This window comes from Rhodococcus sp. NPDC057297 (genome assembly GCF_042667435.1).
GTDB lineage: Bacteria > Actinomycetota > Actinomycetes > Mycobacteriales > Mycobacteriaceae > Rhodococcoides.
Map to the genome: position 1 here is coordinate 1 of NZ_JBHUZE010000001.1, position 20,644 is coordinate 20,644.

Sequence of the window (20,644 nt, forward strand, 5' to 3'; positions counted from 1 at the left end):
GCCCGCACCCGAATCCGACTCCTCCGCCGAAAACTACGACAACACAAAACCATCCAACGCCTCCGCGAACGAAAGAAACCACCACCCTTCTGATCGGCCGGGGACGTTAGGGTGACCTGTGGGAGGCCGCCACATGCAGTTGACACCACAGGAGGACATCAATCGTCGAATGCTGCGAGCACGGGACGCAATGGACCGCCGGTACGCTGAACCACTGGACGTGCCAACACTTGCCGCGGTTGCGCACCTGAGTGCCTCGCAGTTCGGCAGGGTGTTCAAGCAGGTATTCGGTGAGACTCCGCACCGCTACCTCCAACGCCGACGCGTCGAACGAGCGATGACGCTGCTTCGCCAGACCGATCGCCCCGTCACCTCCGTGGCGTGGGACGTCGGTTTTGCCAGCCTGGGCACGTTCAGCAGGACCTTCACGACAATCGTGGGGTGTTCACCGTCGGACTTCCGAGCACGAAATCAACCCGTCCACGTTCCGTCCTGCTTCATTGCAGCATGGACCCGTCCGCGGACAGCGGTTTCGGAGAAGCGCCACGGGTAGACGGTCTACTAACGTCGCAATCATGACCACTAACCACATCACCTCCGTCCTCATCAAGAGTGTCCCTGTCCTTGACCAGGACGAAGCGCTGAACTTCTACTCCACCCACCTGGGCTTCGAGGTCCACGACGACATCGACCTCGGCTTCATGCGGTGGTTGACCGTTGCTCTTCCCGGAGGCGGTGTTCAGCTGCTGCTCGAGCTCGTCGGAGGCCCCCAGCATGACGACGAAACCGCCGCCCAGGTGCGTGAACTCGTCACCAAAGGTGCGCTGGGTGGACTGTTCCTCACGAGCAGTGACGTCCACGCCACCTTCGCGGCCCTCCGTGATGCCGGAGTCGACATTACTCAGGAACCTGTCGAACAGCCGTACGGCACCGACTTCGGCTTCCGCGACCCCTTCGGCAACCACATCCGCGTCAGCCAGCCTGCCTGACGCACTCTCCGACGACGCACGCCGGGGGCGCTACGAGTTCACGAGTGGCAGTACCGCGGTCACTGTCCGCCGACCCCCAGATAAGCCTGCTCGATCTCGTCGATCCTCGGCAACATGTCCGACGCGGGTCCGTCGAGCACTATCCGGCCCTGATCGAGCACGTAGGCGCGGTCTGCGACTTGCAGGGCTGTGCGAGAGTGCTGCTCCACCAGCATCACGCCGACCCCGGTGCTTCGTGCCTCGTCGATCGCGCGGAAGATTCTCTCCACCACCAACGGTGCGAGTCCGAGCGAGAGTTCGTCCACCAAGAGCACCTTCGGTTTTGCTGCCAGCGCCCGGGCGACCGCAAGCATCTGCTGCTGGCCACCGGAGAGAAGACCTGCCGATCGAGTCAGGTGCGGTTCGAGCTCCGGGAAGATGACCAGCGCGTCGTCGACGGTTCCCTGCCCCAGGCGGAGGTTCTGCAGTACTGAAAGCCCGGTGAACACGCCCCTTTCCTCGATGACGTAAGCGAGTCCGTCCCGGGCCCGGCGGTGAGCCGCGGTGGTGCACTCTTTCCCACCGAGCGCCACGACGCCCGCTGACGGACGCAGAATTCCGCCGAGGGCCAGAAGCAGCGTGCTCTTCCCCGCGCCGTTACGTCCCAGCAAGGCCACCACTTCTCCGGGCGCGACGCTCACACTGACGTCGTGAAGGACGGGAATTTCCCCGTAACCGACACACAGATTTCGCGCAGCGAGCACCGAATTGTCCAGCGATGTCGACATCACACTGTTTCCGTTTCTCCGAGGAAGGCCCGGCGTACTTCACTGTCCAGCCGAATCTCCGCCGGGGTGCCGCGGGCGACGACTTTGCCGAATTCCAGGACGGTGATGTGATCGCACACCTTCATGACGAGGTCCACGTCGTGTTCGACGAGGAGAATACCCATCCCGCATTCGTCGACGAGACTCCTGATCAAGTCCACCAGCTCGTCTCGTTCGGGAGCGGACAATCCGGCCGCAGGCTCATCCAGTAGCAGCACCGCCGGTTGCGCCGCGACGGCGCGGGCAATCGCTACCAGCCGCCTTTGTCCGTAGGGCAGTTCGTGAGGACGACGATCGAGTACCTTGGCGAGGCCGAATCGGTCGACGGCCACCAACGCGGCTGGTGACAAAGCCATTTTCGCCGGCCATACCAGGTCTCGCAGGTACGTCCACTTGCGCTGTCTACCCGAGCCGACCTCGAGATTCTCGCGAACAGTCAACTCGTCGAACAGTTCCAGTGCTTGCAGCGTCCGGCCGAGACCCGCTTCCGCACGTGCCGCTGCAGGCATCCGACCGAAGGACCATCCGTCGATCGACACGTCGCCGTCGTACCTGCGGGTGACGCCGGTGACGGAATCGATCAACGTCGTCTTTCCGGCGCCGTTCGGCCCGATGACTCCTTCGACGCTTCCCGCGGGAACCGTGAGGCTGACATTGTCCAGCGCGGTGACACCGCCGAACGACACACTGAGGTCACGAACTTCCAGATGTGATCCACGCCGTGAGAACGACTCGAACACAACGGGTTCGGCTACAGTCTCGGACAACGTCGAACGTGGGCTACGCCGCATCAGACGCCGCTTCAGACGCCGCGCCATCGCAGCATTCTGTGGAACGAGACCGTCGGGCACGAGAACTAGATTGACGAGCAGAAGGACACCGAGAGCCAACGGTAGATATTGCTGCCAACCGGTGAGCGTCAGCAGGTAGTAGACCACTCCGCCGGTAACCGCGAACCCAGCCATAGGCCCGGCTGCGATGAACCCGGTCCCAGCCAGAACGACGGCGACGAGCAGGGCCATCGCAGCGTCCGTCGTGAACCCCGTGAATACGAGTTGCGGTTGGCTGAATGCTTCGACGGCACCTGCCAGACCCGCCAGCGCCCCCGCGACGGTCAGCGCATAGATCTTCGCCCGAGATGTGTTGATTCCGAGGGTCGCTGCCGCACGCTCACCGCTCCGAGTGGCCAGCAGCCTCCGACCGGCCTCACCGCGGCGTACGTTGGCCACTGCACAGCAACACAGCGCCAGGATCACGACGCAGAGTATCGCGAACCTGGTTGGGTGAGCGACGCTGTCGACATCGATACCGAACACGGTCGGTGCCGGAACCGATATCCCTGCAATACCTCCGGTGAAAGCCGGGTTCGCCAGAACGAGGGCCTGGAACGCCAAAGCCACACCGAGTGTCACGATCGCAACCGTGTCGCCCCGGACTCGTAGCGACAGCATTGCGATCAACGCCCCTCCGGCGGCGCCTGCACTTGCACCGGCCACCAGTGAGAGCACGAACGGAAGACCGACCTCCGACGCCAGCCGGGCTGCGACGAGTGCGCCGAGACCGGCAACCGCATACTGCGCGAGGGAAAGCTGCCCGGCGTACCCCGTCGACACCACGATCGACAGTCCGATGATGGCGGCAACGAGCGACGTGGAAAGAGCGTCGAGCATGTTGCCCGACATGAGGAAGATGGCCACCACAACCACGACTGCTGTGGTCAGCGCAGTTCTCGGTTCGATTCGTCCCGATCCGACTGCGGGGAGCGCCTGCTTGGCATCTCCGCGAGGTGACAACGTGTTCCTACGCACCAACACCGCCGCGATGATCACCAAGAACGGGATGGCCGTGGACCACCCTGCGTCGCCGCTGATCCGAACGGTCTCGGCCTGCGCGACGCCGAGAAGCAGACCTCCTGCCATCGCCCATCCGAAGGAACGGAACGCACCGATCAACGCAGCCGCCAATGCCCCGTAGACCACATTGCTCATGGCGACGACATTGAGTCCGTTGATCGGCGCAATCAGGATGCCCGCGCCACCCGCGAGCAACGCCCCGAATGCCCAGTTGGCGAGCGATATGGAACGCGACGACCAACCAAGTACCTCAGCGGCTCGCGGATTTTCGGCGACGGCCACCGTCGCCGTTCCGAACCGCGTGTAACGGTAGGTGCACACGAGCAAGAACGTGATCACCGAACCGATGAGGAGGAGCAAGGCTCGGTCCGAGGTAATGACGAGTTGGTCGGTCAGACGCCAGGTAGTGCGCGGCAACACACTCTGTACGAACTGCGTGGAGTCGCCGTAGCGCAGAAGGGCAGCGGACTGAATGACGGTGAGCAGGCCGATGGTGGCTACCAATCGCGTCACCGAGGAAGCGTCCCGCAACGGCCGCATCACCGCCAATTCGATGACGGCTCCCAGTACGGCGCTGGCCGCCAGGGCGATGAGCACCGACGTCCACATCGGCACGCCGGCGTCGGTGAGTTCGAAGTACACGTAGGCCGCTACGAGCGCGATCGCGCCCTGGGAGAAGTTCAGTACCTTGTTTCCCAGGAAAATCAGCACCAGGCCTTGAGCCGACAGGCCGTACACCGCGCCGACTCCGATTCCCAGAAGAGCGAACTGCAGAAAATCGTTCATGAGGAAGTGTCCTGTCCGTCGCGATCGTTCGCGACTAGCCGTTACCGGCGTCGATCAGGTCCCCGATCGGGACGAAGGGAGGATCGGCTGGGTTCTGTAGGACGGTCTGACCGTCCTCGATCGTCTGAAAAACAACCGTCGGATTGAACAACCTGGGGTATCGACTGCTGCCCGAAGTCGTGGAGTACGGAGGGGTGATGCCTCCCATGTCGAGTTCGCGAACGTTGTTCATCGCGTCCTGCACCGCCGTCGAGCTGACGGTCTCTAGTGAGCCTGCCACTCTGGCGAAGGTCCACATCGCCAGCCACTCGTGCAGTCCCGTCGCGGTTACGGGTATCGCCGGATCGAAGGCTTCGAGATCGGCCCGGAATTGCCGTGTGCCCGGAGTATCCGCCGACGGGGGAACGAAGCCCTCCACCGACAGGACGCCCTCGGCGTCCTCACCGACACTCTCGAGAACCTTGGCGGTCAGGTTGAAAGGGAAGGTCGTGACGTGCGAGTCCGGTGCGAGCATGCGCATCGATCGCACGAATTCCGCTTCGTCGTTGGCAAATCCGGCGACGCTTGCACCATCGTCCGTGGCGGCGGCAACGACGGCGCTCAGGTCCGGTGATTTGGCGGGTACCTGGACCAAGCTGGCGAACGGGACATTCGCCTGCGCCGCGCCGGCCTCGACAGAACTACTGATCGCGCCCGAGATCCCGCCCAGCCCTCCGGGCACGACCACGCTCACCTCGCTCGCCCCTGCAGCCGCCAGCTGCACCCCCATTCCCAGCGTTTGGCCGACGAAGCCGGATACATCGGGAAACGATGCAGGACTGCTCAACCCGATGTCGGTGAAGGGATATACCCCCACTGCGGGAATACCTGCGGACTCCAGTATGGGGAGGACAGTCGTCTCGTTGGTGGTTTGTAGACCCACGACCGCTGCGACCTTTGCCTCCACCGCCTCGCGGGCACACTGCCGCGCGACATCGGGGTTGAGCTCGTCGCTGCAGACCAACACCTCGATCGGACGTCCGCCGAGGCCACCGGCCGCGTTGGCAGCTGCGGCAGCCGCGCGGGCACCCGCCGGAAACTCGGGGTTGGATGTTCCGAGTAGCGGTTGAGTCCAGTTTCCGATCGTCATCACCTTGACGGGTTCGCCTGTGAGCCCGGCGAACACATCAACACCGGTGCCATATTCGGAGGCCGACGATCCCGTGCTGCATCCGATCGCAAGCACCGATGTCGCTGCGCAGACCAGTGCGGCCTTCACGGAACGTTTCATGATTCGTCCTTCGACACGGTGACGACTACTTTTCCGAATGCAGCCGGGTCGGCTCGGCGTCGATGGGCATCGGCCATCTTCTCGAGAGGGAAGACCGAGTCGACGGGCATGCGGTACCGACCGGTTTCGATTCCGCGTATCCAATCCCGGAGCATCTGTGGGGTCCGCGGTGATCCATGCACTCCCCCTGCCGTGAGACGAACCGACGGTGGAATGAATTCGAGAGGGTGCGGAAAAGTGTTGGTGGAGCGATCTTCACGGACGCCGCTCACCATCGAGTTCTTCTGGTCCTGCAGAAGCCCAGTGAGACAGACGACCCCGTACTCGCGCACGCACTTCAACGTGTCCGGCAGGGTCGCCAATCCGAGCAGGTCGACAGCCGAGTCCGCACCACCGGGGATGATCGCCTCGACCTCCTCTCGCAACCCGCGGCCGTCGACCACTACATGATCGACACCGTGGGCAAGCAACTGCTCGCGCTTCTGCGGCGCCCTCGTCGTGGAAATCACCTGCGCGCCCGCATCCTTGGCAAGTGAGGCAAGTGCAAGACCGACACCCGAGGTACCACCGCGGATCATCAAGGTCTTTCCTTCTATGTCACCCAACGCTGCAAGGCTCCCCGATGCCGCAGTGAACGAAGCAGGTACTGCCGCGAGGGTTGCAGAATCGAGCTCGGATTCGAAGGGAATGGCGTCTTCGGTGTCGACGCAGATGTACTCCGCCCAGGCACCGTCGCGCGTGTACCCGTATCCGCCGTAGCCGCCGGCGACCCGGGTACCCAGCACAACGTCCCTGTCGGGGGCCGATACCACTCGACCGATGAACTCGTTGCCGAGCGTCAAGGGAAGCAGAGCCGTCGACACCCCCTCCCGGCTGGCGATCTCCGACGAAATAACCGTCGTTGCTTCGACTTTCACCAAGACCTGCCCGCTGCTAGGAATCGGGACGGGGATGACCTCCTGCTGTAGCGACTCGGGGCCACCCCCTTCGGCACCTGCCCTCACGGCACGCATCGTGCGCGGCACGCCCCGATATCCACGGGGCACAGTCGATATCGAAGCGGAATCGATGTAGTTCAACTTTTCTTCCTCTATCTCTTGGACGCACGTCCGGCGGAAAAAGACATGCGTGTAACGGATCTCGTTGCGGCAGACGTGGGTCACGGGTGCCACAACTCGGTGGTCGCGCGAAAGAACACACACGACCCTCGACGTGGGGTCCATCGGGTCGGCGCAGTACCTACGGCGCCGTCAGGTAACGACTGTGTCCGGCGTCCTGTCAGGGATCGAGCGTCGTCGGACGGGTCAGGTGCTGCATCAAGGTCAACCGGTCACCCCGAACGCGAGTGAAGGCGTACTCCACCGGTGTGCCGGTGGTATCGCGTACGAGCCGTTCGAACAGCAGCAGTGGATGCCCCACGCGAACGTCGAGCAACTGGGCGACCAGATCGTCGGCGACGACAGCTTCTATGGAGTGATCGGTTGTGCCCAAATGGATCCCGGCCCTTTCGTACAGGGCGAACCATTCGGTACGAGGTCCGAACTGCGCAATCATGGGCACGAACGACGCGGGCACGTACGTGGTAGCGGTGTAGAACGGTTCACCGTCCAGCGACGTCAGCAGTTCGACGACGCCACAGTCGACCCCGACATCGATCTGCAGCCTTTGGGCGACCTGGGGCGACGCCGCCTCCTGGTTGACCGAGAGCACCTCGTGACTGATGTCGACGTCGACGCCGGCCGGACCGTGCAGGAAGTCGAAATCGTGCCGAACTCCGGTGGCGGTGGACAGGGTTCCTGCACCCTGGGCCCGTCGCACGAGGCCTTCGTCTCGGAGCAGCGCAAGTGCGTCACGGATAACCTGCCTGCTCGTGGAGAACGACAACATCAACGACGGTTCGCTCGGCAAGGTACCGGCCCGGAACTCGCCGTGCACGATCGCCGAACGAAGCAGGTCGCGCACACGCCGGGCCGCGGCGTTGCGCCGTCCCGTCCGTGGGTGAGGCCCTGATCCGTGTCGAAGCATGAAGTCAATGTAGGGAAGAAGATTTTGCGCTGCACTGCCCCTGCGTTACAAATAAGTTAAGCGGTTTGAGCACGACCTCTTCAGCACTCTGAGCTGGGAAAACAGAGTTTCGGCGCTGAGGTTCGCCGCAAGATATTCGGTCTTCGAGCTGTATCGGGTTCGACGGGGGTGAATCGATGCGCGCGAACAGCACAAAGCGCGAGAGGTAGACCTCTCGCGCTTTGTCAACCGATTTCTAGGAACAGCGGAACACTGTGCAGCTCAGGGTATTCGACGACGCCCCTGGCCTACCTCCCGCATGACAGCAGAAACCACGCACCTCACTCGGCCAGGAAGCTCCCGACGAGCGCATTGAACCGCGCCGACTCTTCGATCTGCACCCAGTGGCCGCAACGACCGAAGACGTGCAGTTGTGACTTGTCGATCAAGCCGGCCAGCTCGACCGAATTCGACATCGGGATCACCTGATCGTCGCGTCCATGCACGATAAGGGTGTCGTTCTGCAGCTTCCCGACGAGCTCCTGATCGACCGTCATCGCGTCCACCCCCTGCTGCCTCGGCGCAGGGAACATCGCGCTGAATGCCTCCTGCACTCCGGGACGGGTGGCCGCGGCAAGCCGGAGCCTGGCTAGCTCGTCGTTCACCAGGGACCGGTCGTACGCGAACACATCGAGCAGCGACCTCATGTTCTCGAATGACGGCTCGAACCCCCACACCGCGTCCAGCCCGTCGGTGATCTCGAATGGGACGCCGACGCTTCCCATCAAAACCAGCTTGTCGACGCGTTCGGGATGCCGGGTGGCGATGCTCAGGGCAAGCGCACCGCCGAAACTGTTGCCTACGATCGATACTCGATCCAATTCGAGAGCGTCGAGAAAATCGACGAGATGCCGGGTCCACACCTCCATTCCGTACTGGACGCCGTCGGGGCGCTCGGTGAAACCGAATCCGAGGATGTCGGGGGCGACTACGCGGAACGTCTTCGACAGTTCGGGAATCACGCCGCGCCAGTTTGCCCATGCCGTGACGCCTGGTCCCGACCCGTGAATCAAGATCACCGGTGCGCCGGTTCCTTCGTCGTGATAGTTGGTGGCGATTCCGCCTGCATCGACGGTCTTCGCTATCTCTGGTGTCTGCTCGGTAGCGGTGGTCATGTGAGAATCTCGTCTCTCTGTCGCGTGTCGGCTGTCTAGGTGACGACCGTCAGGAAGTCCTGATCCAGTTCACGGTGGGTGTAGTTGATTCCACGGGCAGCCTGATCCATGGTCCACGTGATGGTCCGGAAATCTTTGCCGGTGCGGTAGCCGCCCGAGAACACTTCGTTGCGGTTTCCCGCCGGGTCGAAGAAGTAGATGGTCTCGCCCCGGGTGATGCCGTGACGCGCGGGCCCGAAGTCGATGGGCACGTCGTGCATCGAAAACACGTCGCCCGCGTGCAGTAATGCCGACCAGTCGGCGATGTGGTACGCGAAATGATGAAGTTTTCCGTTCTCGCCTTTGACGAATGCGATGTCGTGGGGTTGTTCACCACAGAACATCCAGGACGCCACCAGGTCGGTGTTGTCCTCGCCGCCCACCAGCCGCTCGGCCGGCTGGAACTCCAGGCACTCCTCGAAGAAGCGCTCGAGCAGAACCGGGTCCTCGGTCGTGATCAGGGTGTGGTCGAGGCGGGGAACACCGATCCCGCGCACACCGGAACGCGGCCACGGGTCCGGGTTCCACAATCCCGTTGCCGTACCGACGTATTCGATGTCGGTGTACAGCTCCAGAGTATGTTCGGACGGGAGCGTCACCCGTAGCCCGTCTCCGACGGATTGGTTGTCGCCCTTGCTCATACGCTCGTATCGAGCACCGAACGCGCGGACTCGGTTCTCGATCTCGGCCAGGGACTTCTCGTCGGACACCTTGTAACCGAGCTTCGCCAGACCGACGCCGCCTTCGCGAAGAACGACGGAGTGATGGTCTGCCTCGTCCCACGACTTGAGGTAGACGGTGCCGTCGTCCTCGTGGACGGCGTCCATGCCAAGTGTGTTGATGTAGTGGGTCTTCGCTTCTTCCAGATCGGTTACGTCGATATGGACGTAACCCAGACGCATCACGGACATAGGTCTTGCTCCTGACTCGAGTGGTGAGTGGTGGTGTGCGTCGGTGCGGACGTGCAACCGAGTGCTTCGAACACGTTGACGATGCGGTCTCGAGCGCCCAGTTCGATCACGACATCCGACTGTGGGGTGGCTCGACACGGAAGGCATTTGTGCTCCTCGGGTGTCGGGCTCGGCCCGTCGAGCACAACGTCGCTGATGACGGCGGTGTACTCGACGGATCCTTCGACGAGTGTTGCTCTGCAGGCCCCGCAGCCGCCGCGACGACACTTGTAGCGAGTGCGATACCCGTTGCGCCGTAACGCGTCGACGATGGTTTCACCTGCGCGAACCTCGACATCTACGCCGGTGGGCCTGACCACGACGTGGAAGCCACCGGAACTTCCGGGAACCGGTGGCATCAGGTCGTCACCGTCGTTATTTGCGTAGGAAGACATTCACGTCGTCGTTTCCGATGAGGTCGGGAACCGTCCAACCGTCCAGGTTGTACTCGCTCATGAATGTCTCGGCCAGACCCTTCATCCCACCGACAACTCCGGTGGCCTGGGCACCGAACAGCAGTTCGGCTTTGACGTTCTCATGATTTCCGGAGTAGTTGCGCTCGTAGAGTTCGTGTCGCCCACCGAATTCGGAGCCGATCGAATCCCACAGCGCCTTCATCACCTTGACGCGTTCGACTGCGTCGATCCCGTCCGAACCGCGAACGTACTTGTCCAGGAACGGACGAAGTTCCGGAGATTTGAAGTCGGCGGCAGAGGACGGCAGGTAGATGAGACCGGACGCCACGTCCTGTTCGATGATCTCCTTGATGCGTGGGTATCCCTGCATCATGAACATACGATAGGTGAGGCCGTACTCCAGCTTGGGAATCACGGTGTCACCGATCCACTGTTCTGGGTCGCGAGCCATCGATTCGGTCAACGACCAGAACAGGTTTCGCCATCCGATCACCTCACCCACCCGCGTCTGGACGCCGCGGAAGTTGCCTGCACCGGTGCAGTCGAGCGCCTTGAGCAGGAGACCGGCGATGAAATCGAGTTTGACTGCCAGACGAGTGCAGCCCTGGAGCATCGCGCGTGGCAGGAATCCGGACTGCGGGAAGAAGGTGTTGATCTTCTCCACCGCCCCGTACATGAACACGTTCTCCCACGGCACGAGGACTTTGTCGAAGACGAGGATGGCATCGTTCTCGTCCATCCTCGACGAGAGCGGATAGTCGAACGGTGTTCCGACGATCGCGGCGTTCTGTGCATAGGATGCGCGCGAGATGAGCTTGACGCCAGGTGATCCCATCGGAACCGTGCAGATGAGCGCGAATTCCTTCTTCTTGATCGGGAGACCGTAATGGGCGATGAAGTTGTAATTGGTCACTGCAGATCCCGTGGCCACCACCTTGGCCCCGGAGACGACCAGACCGGAGTCGGTCTCCTTCTCGACCTTCATGAAGACATCGCCGACCTGGTCCGGGGGTAGTCCGCGATCTACGGGCGGGTTGATGATGGCGTGATTCCAGTAGAGAACTTTTTCCTGGGACTCGCGGTACCACCGCTCGGCGTTGGCCTCGAACGGCGAGTACAGCTCCTTGTTGGCGTGCAACGTACCTAGAAAGGACGCCTTGTAGTCGGGGCTGCGGCCCATCCAGCCGTAGGTCATTCTGGCCCAAGTGGCGATGGCGTCTCGGTCGGCGAGCACGTCCTCTGCAGTCTTCGCGGTGCGGAAGAACGGCATCGTCACGCCGCCGCTGCCGGTATCCGTCGGACAGGTAAGCGTATCGACGTGCTCGCCGCTGTGCATCGAGTCGTACAGCCGAGCGATCATGCGCACCGAGTTGCGGAAGGCCGGGTGATTGGTGTGGTCCTTCACTCGCTCTCCGTGCAACCAGATCTCGCGGTCGTCCGCGATGGACTCGATGTACTCGTCGCCCGTCATGGGCTTGGTCGCGTACACCTGCGGCGTGTTGACCTCACTGTCGGCCGCAGGGTTGACCTGCGTGGAGTCTGTGGACGTTGCGTCGGGCAGTGTTGCGGTCATGGTTTTCCTGTTCTTCTCGGATGGGTCTCGAGTAGGTGGATGGGGGCAGGTCAGGCTGGTGTCTTGATACGTGGTGCGATCGGACGGAAGACCGTGGTCTCGTCGAACCAGCCGCTGTTGGGATCGTCCATCGATCCATTCCACGCCGCGGCGTGAGACGGTGCACCGAGGTCGTGAAATGTACTGCGATAGAAGACGAGTGGGTCCGCGCCCGATGCGGTGGCCTCGACGATCTCGCCGATGAAGATGATGTGGTCACCGCCGTCGTATTCCGCCCACGGGGTGCAGGACAGGGTCGCCGCCGAACCGCACAGGAGCGGCGCCGTCGGCCCGTCGGCCCATCTGGGACCTGGGTCACGGGGACGTCCGGCGAAGTGCATGGCCGTATCGCTCTGGTCGGATGCGAGGATGTTGACGGCGAATGGAGAACCGCCCAGGTATTTGCACGCTTTGGACGATCTGGTCAGTGTGACCTGGCACAACGCCGGCTCCAGCGAGATCGACGTGAATGCCGTGACGGTGGCACCGTGCGGTTCTCCTGCATCGTTTCGGCACGTGATGACAGTGACGCCACTGGCGAACTCTCCGAAGATATTTCGCAGTTTGCGTGGATCCATTTCGGTACACCTTCGATCCAAATCGTCGTATCCGGTCTTGTGGTCTCGACGAGCAACCTATGACCGGGGTCACGCACCCGTCGATCCACCGAGCGAAACGAATATCCACCAGACGCAACGACCTCGATTACGCAACTCGAATCCGCATATAGTGAGCGGAATCACGGCAAGATGGCTGTCACCGAGGATCGTCCGCCACGAGGTCGGTGGGAAGGTGAGAGCAGGACAATGGCATCGAACGACGAAGAGGCTGCACGGTTCCCTGATTGGGAACACGTCCACGAAGCCGTGGCCGATGCGTACTTTCCGCACGAGATGCACCCTCTGACGGCCGGCGCGGAAGCTGCCGCGGCGGTCGGCTCTGCCGACCTCGGCACATGCAGAATCACCCATATCCAATTAGGTGCCGAGGTGTCTGTCAGTTCTGATCATCCCGGCGCTTACGGCATCAACATCCCGGTGTCGGGCTCCATGACGTCCTCGACCAACGGCGTCGAGGTGATTTCCGGCGTCGGGCAAGCCACCGCGTGCCCTCCGGACGCGCTCACGGTCATCCCGCAGTGGGAGACCAGCTGCCGAATCGTGGGGTTCAAGATCGACGAGGCGTACCTGCACACCGAGATGGAGCGAATACTGGACCGGCCTGCGTCTCCCGTGCCACTTCAGCTGGATCTGACAGCTGCAGGGGGTCAGAGCTGGCTCAGGCTGGTCCGAAGCGTCTACGAGCAGGTGCGTGAGGACGATGCGCTGTTGCACAACGATCTGATGCGCCGCCAGCTGGCGGGTGTACTCACGACTGGATTCGTACTCGCAACCGTCGACGACGTGTCGACCGGGCGGTCGGGAACTCGCCCGAGGATCGTTCGCCGCGTCGTCAGCGCCATCGACGACGATCCGGCACGGGCGTGGACGCCAGGTGAAATGTGCGCGATCGCAGGAGTCAGCGTCCGGCGTCTCCAACAGGGTTTTCGAGAATACGTCGGGATGACACCGTTCGAGTACCTCAACTCCGTTCGGCTCGAACGCGCGCGAGCCGAACTGCTCGCCGCGCAACCTCCTACCACCGTTCTCGACGTTGCATCGAGTTGCGGTATCACTCACACGGGCCGGTTCGCTGCGGCCTACCGGCGGAGGTACGGCGAGCTACCGTCGACGACGCTCGCGCACTGAAATCCTGGTCCTGTCCCGCTCCGACATCGCCGCCGTACGCCGCGTCGAGTACAGCCCGACTCCGCTCAGAAGCGCGCACACCAGGTACAGGCAGACCGCCATCGACCAGCCTCCAGCGAACGCACCCGTCGCATCGACGAGGAGCCCGGCAAGCGCCGGACCCAATGCGAAACCGAAGTACATCCCGACGGCGATGACACTGGACGCCTTCCCGACCATCGATGCGTCGACTACTTTGAGAGATCCGGCCATCAACACCACGTTGGCAGCGAGCGCAGACACTCCGTGTAGCGCCACACCCACCCACAGCAGGGCCTGCCAACCGGTTACCCCGGCACATAGAAGAGACAGCGACCCCGCCGCCGAACCCGAAGCCAGAATGAGCAACAGCACGTAGGTGTCGATCGCTCCCGACAGCGCACGTCCCCACAGAATTCTCGACGCGACCCCGAGTGCACCTGCTGCTGCGGCAGCCGCGCCGCCTACCGCCAGGGACAGACCCAGCGCATCGTGAGCGAACAACGGCAAGTAGACGTTGGTCGCCTGGACCGCTGCTCCGGAGACGAACGCGTACGCCGCGAACACCCAGACCGCTACCGGGATCTTCTGTCGCTCTATCTCGTCGCGGGCCCGCGGAAGAACTCCCGAAGCACGCGCGTGCGGGCTGCGCGGCCACGAGAAGAACACGACTGCGATTCCTACGACGCTCAGAGCTGCACCGATCCACAGCGCACCTCTCCATCCGAGGACGAGGGCAACCGCAGGACAACCGAGACCCGCGAGAAATTGACTGAACTGGACGCCGGATTGCTTGATGCCCACCCACTGACCGCGGACCGCCGACGGCGCGTTCTCGCTGATCGCCCTGTTGGTCGCTGGGTTGCTCAGTGACTGCGCGACTCCGGACACCACCATGGACACCAACAACCACATGTAGTTCGTCGACAATGCCGCGCAGACGAAGGACACACCGGCACCGACGAACACGAACAGCAGCAACGCGCGAACACTGCCCCGGTCCGTCGATCGCCCCAGCGTCAGCGACGTAAGCGACGCCGACAGAAACGTCACCGACGCCAACAATCCGAACTGCGCGAGGCTGATCTGCAGTGAATCCACGACGAGGGCGCCCGTGGCACTGAGACCGTACGTCAGCAGCGGACCGATCGCCATGGCGCCCGTCAGCGTCGTCAGCAGGCCCGCCGTGTTGCGTTCATCCATCGCGTCTGCGCCCTCTGCCTTCCACGAGAAGTGTTGTCACATGTTGGACACTACGAACTTACGCATGAGGTGTGACCTGGCGTCCCATAGGTCAGGACAACTCCGGTGCGAGGCACGGACACACACGTTGCGGAATATGGATACTCGCTGCGTTGGCTGGATCGACATTCTTACTTCCTCCACATACGTTCGGGTCACGTTCACACACAGGAGGATCGAGACGTGGAATCCACAGCAGCACCGATCGGGGTTCATCAGCAGTTCGACTTCGTCGCCATGCTCGACGGCGATCCGAACCCACCGGAAGGAATGTGCGCGTGCGGTGTTCGACCGCTCGGCGCCGACGGCGTGAAGACCTGATTACAGTCAGCCGTCCCTGCAGCGTGAGGACGATCCATCCGACCTCGCTGTCCGAGACGAAACCGGAATTTCAGTTCTTGGACGAAACCAGATCGAGGGCGATGTCGGTGATCAGGTCTTCCTGTCCGCCGACGAGTCCGCGTTCCCCGACGGCGAGCAGGATTGCGCGGGTGTCGAGTCCGTACTGCTTCGCTGCTGCCTCTGCGTGGCGGAGGAAACTCGAGTAGACACCCGCGTACCCGAGGGTCAGCGTTTCACGATCGACTTGAACCGGCCTGTCCTGCAACGGCCGAACTATGTCGTCGGCCGCGTCCTGGAGTCCGAACAGATCACAGGCGTGCTTCCACCCGTGCAGGTCAGCGACAGCGATGAACGGTTCGATAGGACAGTTGCCCGCACCGGCACCGTGCCCAGCGAGAGATGCGTCGACGCGTGTGACACCCTCTTCCACGGCAACGACGGAATTCGCGACCGACAGCGACAGATTCTGGTGAGCGTGAATACCGATCTGAGTCTCGGCTCGAAGGACGTCTCGGTAGGCGCGCACCCTGTCGCGGACCCCGTTCATGGTCAGGCGGCCACCCGAATCGGTGACGTACACACAGTGCGCACCATACGATTCCATCAGTTTCGCTTGCTCCGCCAGCTGTGCCGGTTCCGCGAGGTGGGACATCATCAGGAATCCGGAGACATCCATACCGAGCTCACGTGCTGTGCCGATGTGCTGCGCGGAGACGTCCGCTTCGGTGCAGTGAGTCGCCACCCGTACCGAGGTGACACCGAGTTCGAAAGCGTGCTCGAGTTCCTTCACGGTACCGACTCCGGGGAGCAACAGCGTGGTCAGTTCGGCGCGGTGCACCACCGCGGCAGCTGCTTCGATCCATTCCCAGTCGGTGTTGCTACCCGCCCCGTAGGTCAGGCTGTGGCCTGCGAGGCCGTCACCGTGAGTGACCTCGATAGCATCGACGCCGGCACTGTCGAGCGCACTGGCCACGCGCGCAACGTTTTCCGGACTGATGCGGTGCCGCATCGCGTGCATTCCATCACGGAGTGTGACGTCCTGAATGTACAGGGCAGCACCGTCGGTCGCGTTCGGTCGTGTCGAGGTTTCGCTCATCGTGATGCCTCCAGTGTTGCGGTTTCCGCGATCTTCTCCGCGACCTGCAGGGCAGCAGAGGTCATGATGTCGAGGTTGCCCGCATACGCGGGCAGGTAGTGTGCGGCGCCTTCGACTTCGAGGAACACCGAGACCTTCCACAGTCCGGGACCCTTGTCGACGCCGCCGGTCAGAGTCTCGACGGATTCGGCGTCGTCGAGTTGGGTGAACTGGACCTCTTGTTTGAGTCGGTAGCCCGGGACGTACGACGAGACCTTGGCGACCATGTTCAGAATGGACGCACGGATTGCGTCCTGATCCGGGTTCGAGACCAGTGCGAGGACGGTGTCGCGCATGATCAGCGGCGGCTCGGCCGGGTTGAGGACGATGATGGCTTTGCCTCGAGCCGCACCCCCTACCTTTTCGATTGCCTCGGAGGTGGTTTCGGTGAACTCGTCGATGTTCGCCCGGGTGCCCGGTCCAGCCGATTTCGACGCGATCGACGCGACGATTTCTGCGTAGTGGACCGGCGTCACCTGGGAAATTGCGGCCACTATCGGGATGGTCGCCTGTCCGCCACAGGTCACCATGTTCACATCCGGCGCGTCCAGATGTTCCTCGAGATTCACAGCCGGAACGACGTACGGACCGATCGCCGCGGGAGTGAGATCGATCAGTCGCTTGTCGTGTGGCCTGAGTGCCTCCTCGTTGGCGACGTGCGCTTTGGCGGAGGTCGAGTCGAAGACGATGTCTATGTCGGCGAACGCGGGGTGCTCGATCAGTCCTTGCACCCCTGAATCCACCGTGCTGATTCCCAGCCGACGAGCCCGCGCGAGACCGTCGGACGCCGGGTCGATGCCGACCAACACCGCAATCTCGACGTTCTTCGCTACCCGCTTCAATTTGACCACGAGGTCGGTGCCGATATTCCCGGACCCGATCACGGCCACTTTCGTTTTGCTCATGCTGTCCTTCGATTCTTGTAGCGAGTTTCGGCTCAGGCCGTGAACGTGGCGGTGACGGAGCCGATTCCAGAGATCTGAGCCGTGTACGTCGAACCGGGGGTGACTGCGACCATGGGGCCCAGTGCGCCGGAGAGAATTACTTCACCGGCACGCAGTGGAGATCCGTAGGACAAGCTGGTGTTGGCCAACCACACCAGAGCCTCCCAGGGACTCCCGAGACAGTCCGAACCTTTGCCGGCAGAGACCTGCTCACCGTCCGCGGTCATAGTCATGGTGACCTCTGCAAGATCGGGCGCATCGCCGCGAGAGATACTCTCTCCCAATACATACAGGCCCGACGAGGCGTTGTCGGCAATCGTGTCGGCAAGGCTGATATCCCAGCCGGCAATGCGGCTGTCGACAATTTCGAACGACGCCAGGATCTTCTCTACGAACGTCGGCGCTTGCTCGGCAGTGATCGTCTCGTCGATGTCCGACGAGAGCAAGAAAGCGATCTCCGCTTCGATGCGAGGTTGCAGCAGCCGACCTGAATCCACTGCGTCGTCACCGGTGACGTCGAAGTCGTCGAGCAGTACGCCGAAGTCCGGCTGGTCGACTCCTAGCTGCTGTTGCACTGCCGGAGAGGTCAAACCGATCTTGCGTCCGACGACCGTGCGGCCCGAAGCGAGCAATGCATCGATATTGCGTGACTGGACGCGATACGCGGCATCGATGTCCTCGCGGTCGATGACGTCCCGGACCGGGGTGCACGGTGTGCCTGTCTTCGCCGCGTCGGCCAGGCGATCGGCCGCTTCGCCGATCGCGCGTTGTTCGATAGTGGTCATGTCGCAGACAGTACGAGTCTGCGTCACCCGTGCCTAGGATTCATCTCATGAAACGGGATGACATGTCTCTGCTCGAGCGCTACACGTTGATACTGAGTGCGTTTCCTCCCGGTGCCGCTCTACGTCTCTCGGACGTGGCCACACGAACCGGCCTGCCGCGATCGACCGCGCATCGAATGCTCGTCGACATGGTGTCGGTGGGGTGGGTACAGCGCTCCGGTACCGAATTCGAGCTAGGTATGCGGCTGTTCGAACTCGGGGAGAGGGTGCCGGTCAAGCATCGCCTACGCACCGCGGCAATGCCGTTCATGCAGGATCTACACACTGTCACGGGGAACACGGTGCACCTCGGGGTGCGCGACGACCACGACATCGTTTACGTGGAAAAACTCCAAGGTCACGCGCCCATGTCACTGCCGTCGCACATCGGAGGTCGCCTGCCGTTGTCCTGCACCGGGGTCGGCAAGGCTGTGCTGGCGTTCGAGCAGGTCGAGCTTCGCGACGCCGTCCTCGCGCGCCCATTGCGCCGCTACACCCCCCAGACGATCGTCGACCCTGTCCTGCTCGAACGCGAACTCGTCGAGATTCGCCGAACCGGCATATCGGTCGAACACGAGGAGGCAGCGCTCGGCGGCTGCTGCCTGGCATCGCCCATCCTGGTCGGCGGTGTGCCTGTGGCCGCGATCTCCGTGTCGGTGCCGGCCGACCAGTTTCGCCCGGAGCTGTTGGCCCCTGCCGTGCGCGCGACCGCCCTCGCGCTGGGCCGAGCGTTGTCGCGTCCCGGCTGACAAGTGTCTGCGACGCCGAGACCCGAGAGCACCGGACAATCGTGGCAGCGCTTGCGTGGTCCGACTCGTCCACATCGCGGACCCGGCACTTGAGCCTGTTCCGAGAACACAGTGTCGGATGGACCGCGGTGTCGATTTCGCACCGTAGTCGACGATGAGGACGAGCGATGATCGGAACGAGAATGCGACGAGCAGTGAAGGCGACGGGGTCGGCGGCTCTGGCAGTAGCACTGCTTACGGCATGCGCACCGAACACGAATCCCGAGAATGAGCCGCTCGCAGACGGCGCTGCGCTGGATCGCTTCTACCAACAGCACTTGTCCTGGGGAAACTGCGGGCCCGACTATGCGAGCACGGACGACGAAGCCACGGCCATGGACGTCGTTCCGGGGCTCGAATGCACGCGTCTCCAGGTGCCTCTCGACTACACCGATCCCGAAGGTGGTCTTGTCGAGATCGCGGTATCGCGTGTGCCGTCCCGAGGTGACGGACCCAGTACGCCGCTGGTGATCAATCCAGGCGGGCCGGGCGGGTCAGGCGTCGTCGGGGCGATCTTGACCGCCCTAGGGCTTGTCGAAAGCCCGATCACCGAGAACTTCGATATCGTCGGATTCGATCCGCGCGGTGTCGGTGCCTCACAACCGGCCGTGGATTGCTACAGCGACGAAGAAGCGGATGCAGGTACTGTTCCGCTCGGATCGCTGGGTACGACAGTAGAATTCACCAGCGACGACACGCAAGCGATCATGGACAAGTGCGCCGAGAGGTCGGGCGGTGTCGATGCCCTCGCGCACGTCGGGACCCGAGACACGGCGCGGGACATGGATGTTCTGCGAGCAGCACTCGGCCAGGATAAGTTGACGTACTTCGGTCAGAGCTACGGCACCCGCTTGGGCGCGGTCTACGCCGAACAATTTCCCGACCGCGTGCGCGCGCTGGTGTTGGACGCGGCTGTCGATCCTCGCCTCGACGGTCACGAGGCGGTGCTCAGTAGTTACGAAGGATTTCAGCAATCGTTCGACGGCTTGGCGACCGAATGCGCGACTCGAGTCGACTGCCCCCTGGGTAACGATCCAGCACGGGCGACCCAGAGGTTTCAGCAGCTCGTCAGGCCACTGCGTACCGAGCCTGTTCCTGCTCTCGACACAACGTTGGGCTTCGACGATGCAATCGGAAGCGTCATCTCGGGGCTCTACGCGCCGGATACGTGGCCGTCCATCGTCGACGGTCTCGCAGAACTCGCCCGAGGGCGGGGCGACGGTCTGATGCAGCTGCTCTACACCTTCGGGGGTCGCAGCGCAGCGGGCCAGTGGACCAACTTCACGGAAGCGAACTACGCGATCAACTGCATGGACCTCGATCGCCTGACGCCAACTCGAAGCGCCGAACTACGGCGCCGGACGTACGACCTGGCGCCGTTCATGGACCCCGGTGTCGATGTCGCCGACGGTGCCCGTGATGCGTGTGAGCACTGGCCCGCGGAGCCGACGCTCGGCTTTCCGTACGCGCAGGACGTCGACGGACTACCTCCCACCCTTGTCGTATCCACGACGCGCGACCCCTCGACCCCGCACTCCGGTGGCGTCAGCCTCGCCGATTCACTGGAAAGTTCTCTGCTCACCGTCGAGGGCAGCGCCCATGGCATCGTCGGACAGGGCACGAATGCGTGTGTCGATGGCATAGTGTCCGATTACCTGATCAACCTGCAGGTACCCGACGAGGATGCGCGCTGCATCACGTGA

20 protein-coding genes are annotated in these 20,644 nt (G+C 62.8%); 6 read left to right on the forward strand and 14 right to left on the reverse strand.

What is annotated here, in order from left to right; translation table 11 throughout:
* Window positions 1-133: 133 nt before the first annotated feature.
* Window positions 134-553 carry a helix-turn-helix domain-containing protein gene (locus ACFULT_RS00005; RefSeq protein WP_094720320.1) on the forward strand — a complete coding sequence of 140 codons (420 nt, stop codon included), beginning with the start codon at window positions 134-136 and terminating at the stop codon, window positions 551-553.
* A 22-nt stretch (window positions 554-575) separates the two neighbouring features.
* Window positions 576-989, forward strand: a complete 414-nt coding sequence (locus ACFULT_RS00010) for a VOC family protein (protein WP_037104240.1) — start codon at window positions 576-578, stop codon at window positions 987-989.
* Window positions 990-1,048: 59 nt separating this feature from the next.
* On the opposite strand, the gene ACFULT_RS00015 is transcribed toward ACFULT_RS00010, so the two are convergent.
* The 10 genes from ACFULT_RS00015 to ACFULT_RS00060 all read right to left on the reverse strand — a co-directional run bounded on the left by ACFULT_RS00015 (window position 1,049) and on the right by ACFULT_RS00060 (window position 12,478).
* Complete coding sequence (locus ACFULT_RS00015) at window positions 1,049-1,756, reverse strand: ABC transporter ATP-binding protein (protein WP_378480270.1); 708 nt, start codon at window positions 1,754-1,756, stop codon at window positions 1,049-1,051.
* Window positions 1,756-4,434 (reverse strand): ATP-binding cassette domain-containing protein, encoded by a 2,679-nt coding sequence (locus ACFULT_RS00020; RefSeq protein ID WP_378480271.1) that lies wholly within the window; start codon window positions 4,432-4,434, stop codon window positions 1,756-1,758. Before ACFULT_RS00020 ends, ACFULT_RS00015 begins: the two co-directional genes overlap by 1 nt.
* Before the next feature lie 34 nt (window positions 4,435-4,468).
* Window positions 4,469-5,704 carry an ABC transporter substrate-binding protein gene (locus tag ACFULT_RS00025; RefSeq protein ID WP_378480272.1) on the reverse strand — a complete coding sequence of 412 codons (1,236 nt, stop codon included), beginning with the start codon at window positions 5,702-5,704 and terminating at the stop codon, window positions 4,469-4,471.
* Window positions 5,701-6,708, reverse strand: a complete 1,008-nt coding sequence (locus ACFULT_RS00030; protein WP_378480273.1) for a zinc-binding dehydrogenase — start codon at window positions 6,706-6,708, stop codon at window positions 5,701-5,703. The genes ACFULT_RS00025 and ACFULT_RS00030 overlap by 4 nt, the downstream gene beginning before the upstream one ends.
* A 274-nt stretch (window positions 6,709-6,982) precedes the next feature.
* Complete coding sequence (locus tag ACFULT_RS00035) at window positions 6,983-7,729, reverse strand: GntR family transcriptional regulator (RefSeq protein WP_037104225.1); 747 nt, start codon at window positions 7,727-7,729, stop codon at window positions 6,983-6,985.
* 320 nt (window positions 7,730-8,049) lie between these two features.
* Entirely contained in the window at window positions 8,050-8,883 is an 834-nt protein-coding gene (locus ACFULT_RS00040) for an alpha/beta fold hydrolase (protein WP_094720314.1), read from the reverse strand.
* Window positions 8,884-8,918: 35 nt separating this feature from the next.
* A complete protein-coding gene (locus ACFULT_RS00045; RefSeq protein ID WP_037104219.1) occupies window positions 8,919-9,833 on the reverse strand; it encodes a catechol 2,3-dioxygenase in 915 nt (304 codons plus the stop codon).
* Window positions 9,824-10,267 carry a 2Fe-2S iron-sulfur cluster-binding protein gene (locus ACFULT_RS00050; RefSeq protein WP_080732819.1) on the reverse strand — a complete coding sequence of 148 codons (444 nt, stop codon included), beginning with the start codon at window positions 10,265-10,267 and terminating at the stop codon, window positions 9,824-9,826. Before ACFULT_RS00050 ends, ACFULT_RS00045 begins: the two co-directional genes overlap by 10 nt.
* A complete protein-coding gene (locus tag ACFULT_RS00055; RefSeq protein WP_037104216.1) occupies window positions 10,248-11,861 on the reverse strand; it encodes a 4-hydroxyphenylacetate 3-hydroxylase family protein in 1,614 nt (537 codons plus the stop codon). The genes ACFULT_RS00050 and ACFULT_RS00055 overlap by 20 nt, the downstream gene beginning before the upstream one ends.
* A 50-nt stretch (window positions 11,862-11,911) precedes the next feature.
* Window positions 11,912-12,478: a flavin reductase family protein gene (locus ACFULT_RS00060; RefSeq protein ID WP_037104214.1), complete on the reverse strand. Its 567-nt coding sequence runs from the start codon at window positions 12,476-12,478 to the stop codon at window positions 11,912-11,914.
* 228 nt (window positions 12,479-12,706) lie between these two features.
* Between ACFULT_RS00060 and ACFULT_RS00065 the strand changes: the two genes are divergently transcribed.
* Window positions 12,707-13,648: an AraC family transcriptional regulator gene (locus tag ACFULT_RS00065; RefSeq protein ID WP_037104211.1), complete on the forward strand. Its 942-nt coding sequence runs from the start codon at window positions 12,707-12,709 to the stop codon at window positions 13,646-13,648.
* On the opposite strand, the gene ACFULT_RS00070 is transcribed toward ACFULT_RS00065, so the two are convergent.
* On the reverse strand, window positions 13,622-14,869 hold the full coding sequence (locus ACFULT_RS00070) for an MFS transporter (RefSeq protein ID WP_378480274.1): 1,248 nt from the start codon (window positions 14,867-14,869) through the stop codon (window positions 13,622-13,624). The genes ACFULT_RS00065 and ACFULT_RS00070 overlap by 27 nt on opposite strands.
* Window positions 14,870-15,091: 222 nt before the next feature.
* Here ACFULT_RS00070 and ACFULT_RS00075 point away from each other — a divergent pair, with 222 nt between their 5' ends.
* Entirely contained in the window at window positions 15,092-15,229 is a 138-nt protein-coding gene (locus tag ACFULT_RS00075; protein WP_378480275.1) for a hypothetical protein, read from the forward strand.
* Window positions 15,230-15,299: 70 nt separating this feature from the next.
* Here ACFULT_RS00075 and dmpG read toward each other — a convergent pair whose 3' ends face one another.
* From dmpG to ACFULT_RS00090, 3 genes are read right to left on the reverse strand one after another with little or no spacing between them, the layout of a single operon-like run.
* Window positions 15,300-16,346: a 4-hydroxy-2-oxovalerate aldolase gene (gene dmpG / locus ACFULT_RS00080; RefSeq protein ID WP_378480276.1), complete on the reverse strand. Its 1,047-nt coding sequence runs from the start codon at window positions 16,344-16,346 to the stop codon at window positions 15,300-15,302.
* Window positions 16,343-17,290, reverse strand: a complete 948-nt coding sequence (locus ACFULT_RS00085; protein ID WP_094720309.1) for an acetaldehyde dehydrogenase (acetylating) — start codon at window positions 17,288-17,290, stop codon at window positions 16,343-16,345. The genes dmpG and ACFULT_RS00085 overlap by 4 nt, the downstream gene beginning before the upstream one ends.
* A gap of 32 nt (window positions 17,291-17,322) precedes the next feature.
* Complete coding sequence (locus ACFULT_RS00090) at window positions 17,323-18,114, reverse strand: 2-keto-4-pentenoate hydratase (RefSeq protein WP_378480277.1); 792 nt, start codon at window positions 18,112-18,114, stop codon at window positions 17,323-17,325.
* A 47-nt stretch (window positions 18,115-18,161) separates the two neighbouring features.
* Between ACFULT_RS00090 and ACFULT_RS00095 the strand changes: the two genes are divergently transcribed.
* The gene (locus tag ACFULT_RS00095; protein WP_378480278.1) at window positions 18,162-18,902 is read left to right on the forward strand and encodes an IclR family transcriptional regulator; all 741 of its coding nucleotides are present in this window, start codon (window positions 18,162-18,164) and stop codon (window positions 18,900-18,902) included.
* Between the two features lie 167 nt (window positions 18,903-19,069).
* Window positions 19,070-20,644 (forward strand): alpha/beta hydrolase, encoded by a 1,575-nt coding sequence (locus ACFULT_RS00100; RefSeq protein ID WP_378480279.1) that lies wholly within the window; start codon window positions 19,070-19,072, stop codon window positions 20,642-20,644.

Bases quoted from the DNA above. Each gene is read 5' to 3' on its own strand.
- ACFULT_RS00090 (WP_378480277.1), bottom strand. From the start codon at position 18,114: ATGACCACTATCGAACAACGCGCGATCGGCGAAGCGGCCGATCGCCTG.
- ACFULT_RS00045 (WP_037104219.1), bottom strand. From the start codon at position 9,833: ATGTCCGTGATGCGTCTGGGTTACGTCCATATCGACGTAACCGATCTG.
- ACFULT_RS00035 (WP_037104225.1), bottom strand. From the start codon at position 7,729: ATGCTTCGACACGGATCAGGGCCTCACCCACGGACGGGACGGCGCAAC.
- ACFULT_RS00010 (WP_037104240.1), top strand. From the start codon at position 576: ATGACCACTAACCACATCACCTCCGTCCTCATCAAGAGTGTCCCTGTC.
- dmpG (WP_378480276.1), bottom strand. From the start codon at position 16,346: ATGAGCGAAACCTCGACACGACCGAACGCGACCGACGGTGCTGCCCTG.
- ACFULT_RS00025 (WP_378480272.1), bottom strand. From the start codon at position 5,704: ATGAAACGTTCCGTGAAGGCCGCACTGGTCTGCGCAGCGACATCGGTG.
- ACFULT_RS00015 (WP_378480270.1), bottom strand. From the start codon at position 1,756: ATGTCGACATCGCTGGACAATTCGGTGCTCGCTGCGCGAAATCTGTGT.
- ACFULT_RS00095 (WP_378480278.1), top strand. From the start codon at position 18,162: ATGAAACGGGATGACATGTCTCTGCTCGAGCGCTACACGTTGATACTG.
- ACFULT_RS00050 (WP_080732819.1), bottom strand. From the start codon at position 10,267: ATGTCTTCCTACGCAAATAACGACGGTGACGACCTGATGCCACCGGTT.
- ACFULT_RS00040 (WP_094720314.1), bottom strand. From the start codon at position 8,883: ATGACCACCGCTACCGAGCAGACACCAGAGATAGCGAAGACCGTCGAT.
- ACFULT_RS00085 (WP_094720309.1), bottom strand. From the start codon at position 17,290: ATGAGCAAAACGAAAGTGGCCGTGATCGGGTCCGGGAATATCGGCACC.
- ACFULT_RS00005 (WP_094720320.1), top strand. From the start codon at position 134: ATGCAGTTGACACCACAGGAGGACATCAATCGTCGAATGCTGCGAGCA.
- ACFULT_RS00020 (WP_378480271.1), bottom strand. From the start codon at position 4,434: ATGAACGATTTTCTGCAGTTCGCTCTTCTGGGAATCGGAGTCGGCGCG.
- ACFULT_RS00065 (WP_037104211.1), top strand. From the start codon at position 12,707: ATGGCATCGAACGACGAAGAGGCTGCACGGTTCCCTGATTGGGAACAC.
- ACFULT_RS00055 (WP_037104216.1), bottom strand. From the start codon at position 11,861: ATGACCGCAACACTGCCCGACGCAACGTCCACAGACTCCACGCAGGTC.
- ACFULT_RS00070 (WP_378480274.1), bottom strand. From the start codon at position 14,869: ATGGATGAACGCAACACGGCGGGCCTGCTGACGACGCTGACGGGCGCC.
- ACFULT_RS00100 (WP_378480279.1), top strand. From the start codon at position 19,070: ATGATCGGAACGAGAATGCGACGAGCAGTGAAGGCGACGGGGTCGGCG.
- ACFULT_RS00060 (WP_037104214.1), bottom strand. From the start codon at position 12,478: ATGGATCCACGCAAACTGCGAAATATCTTCGGAGAGTTCGCCAGTGGC.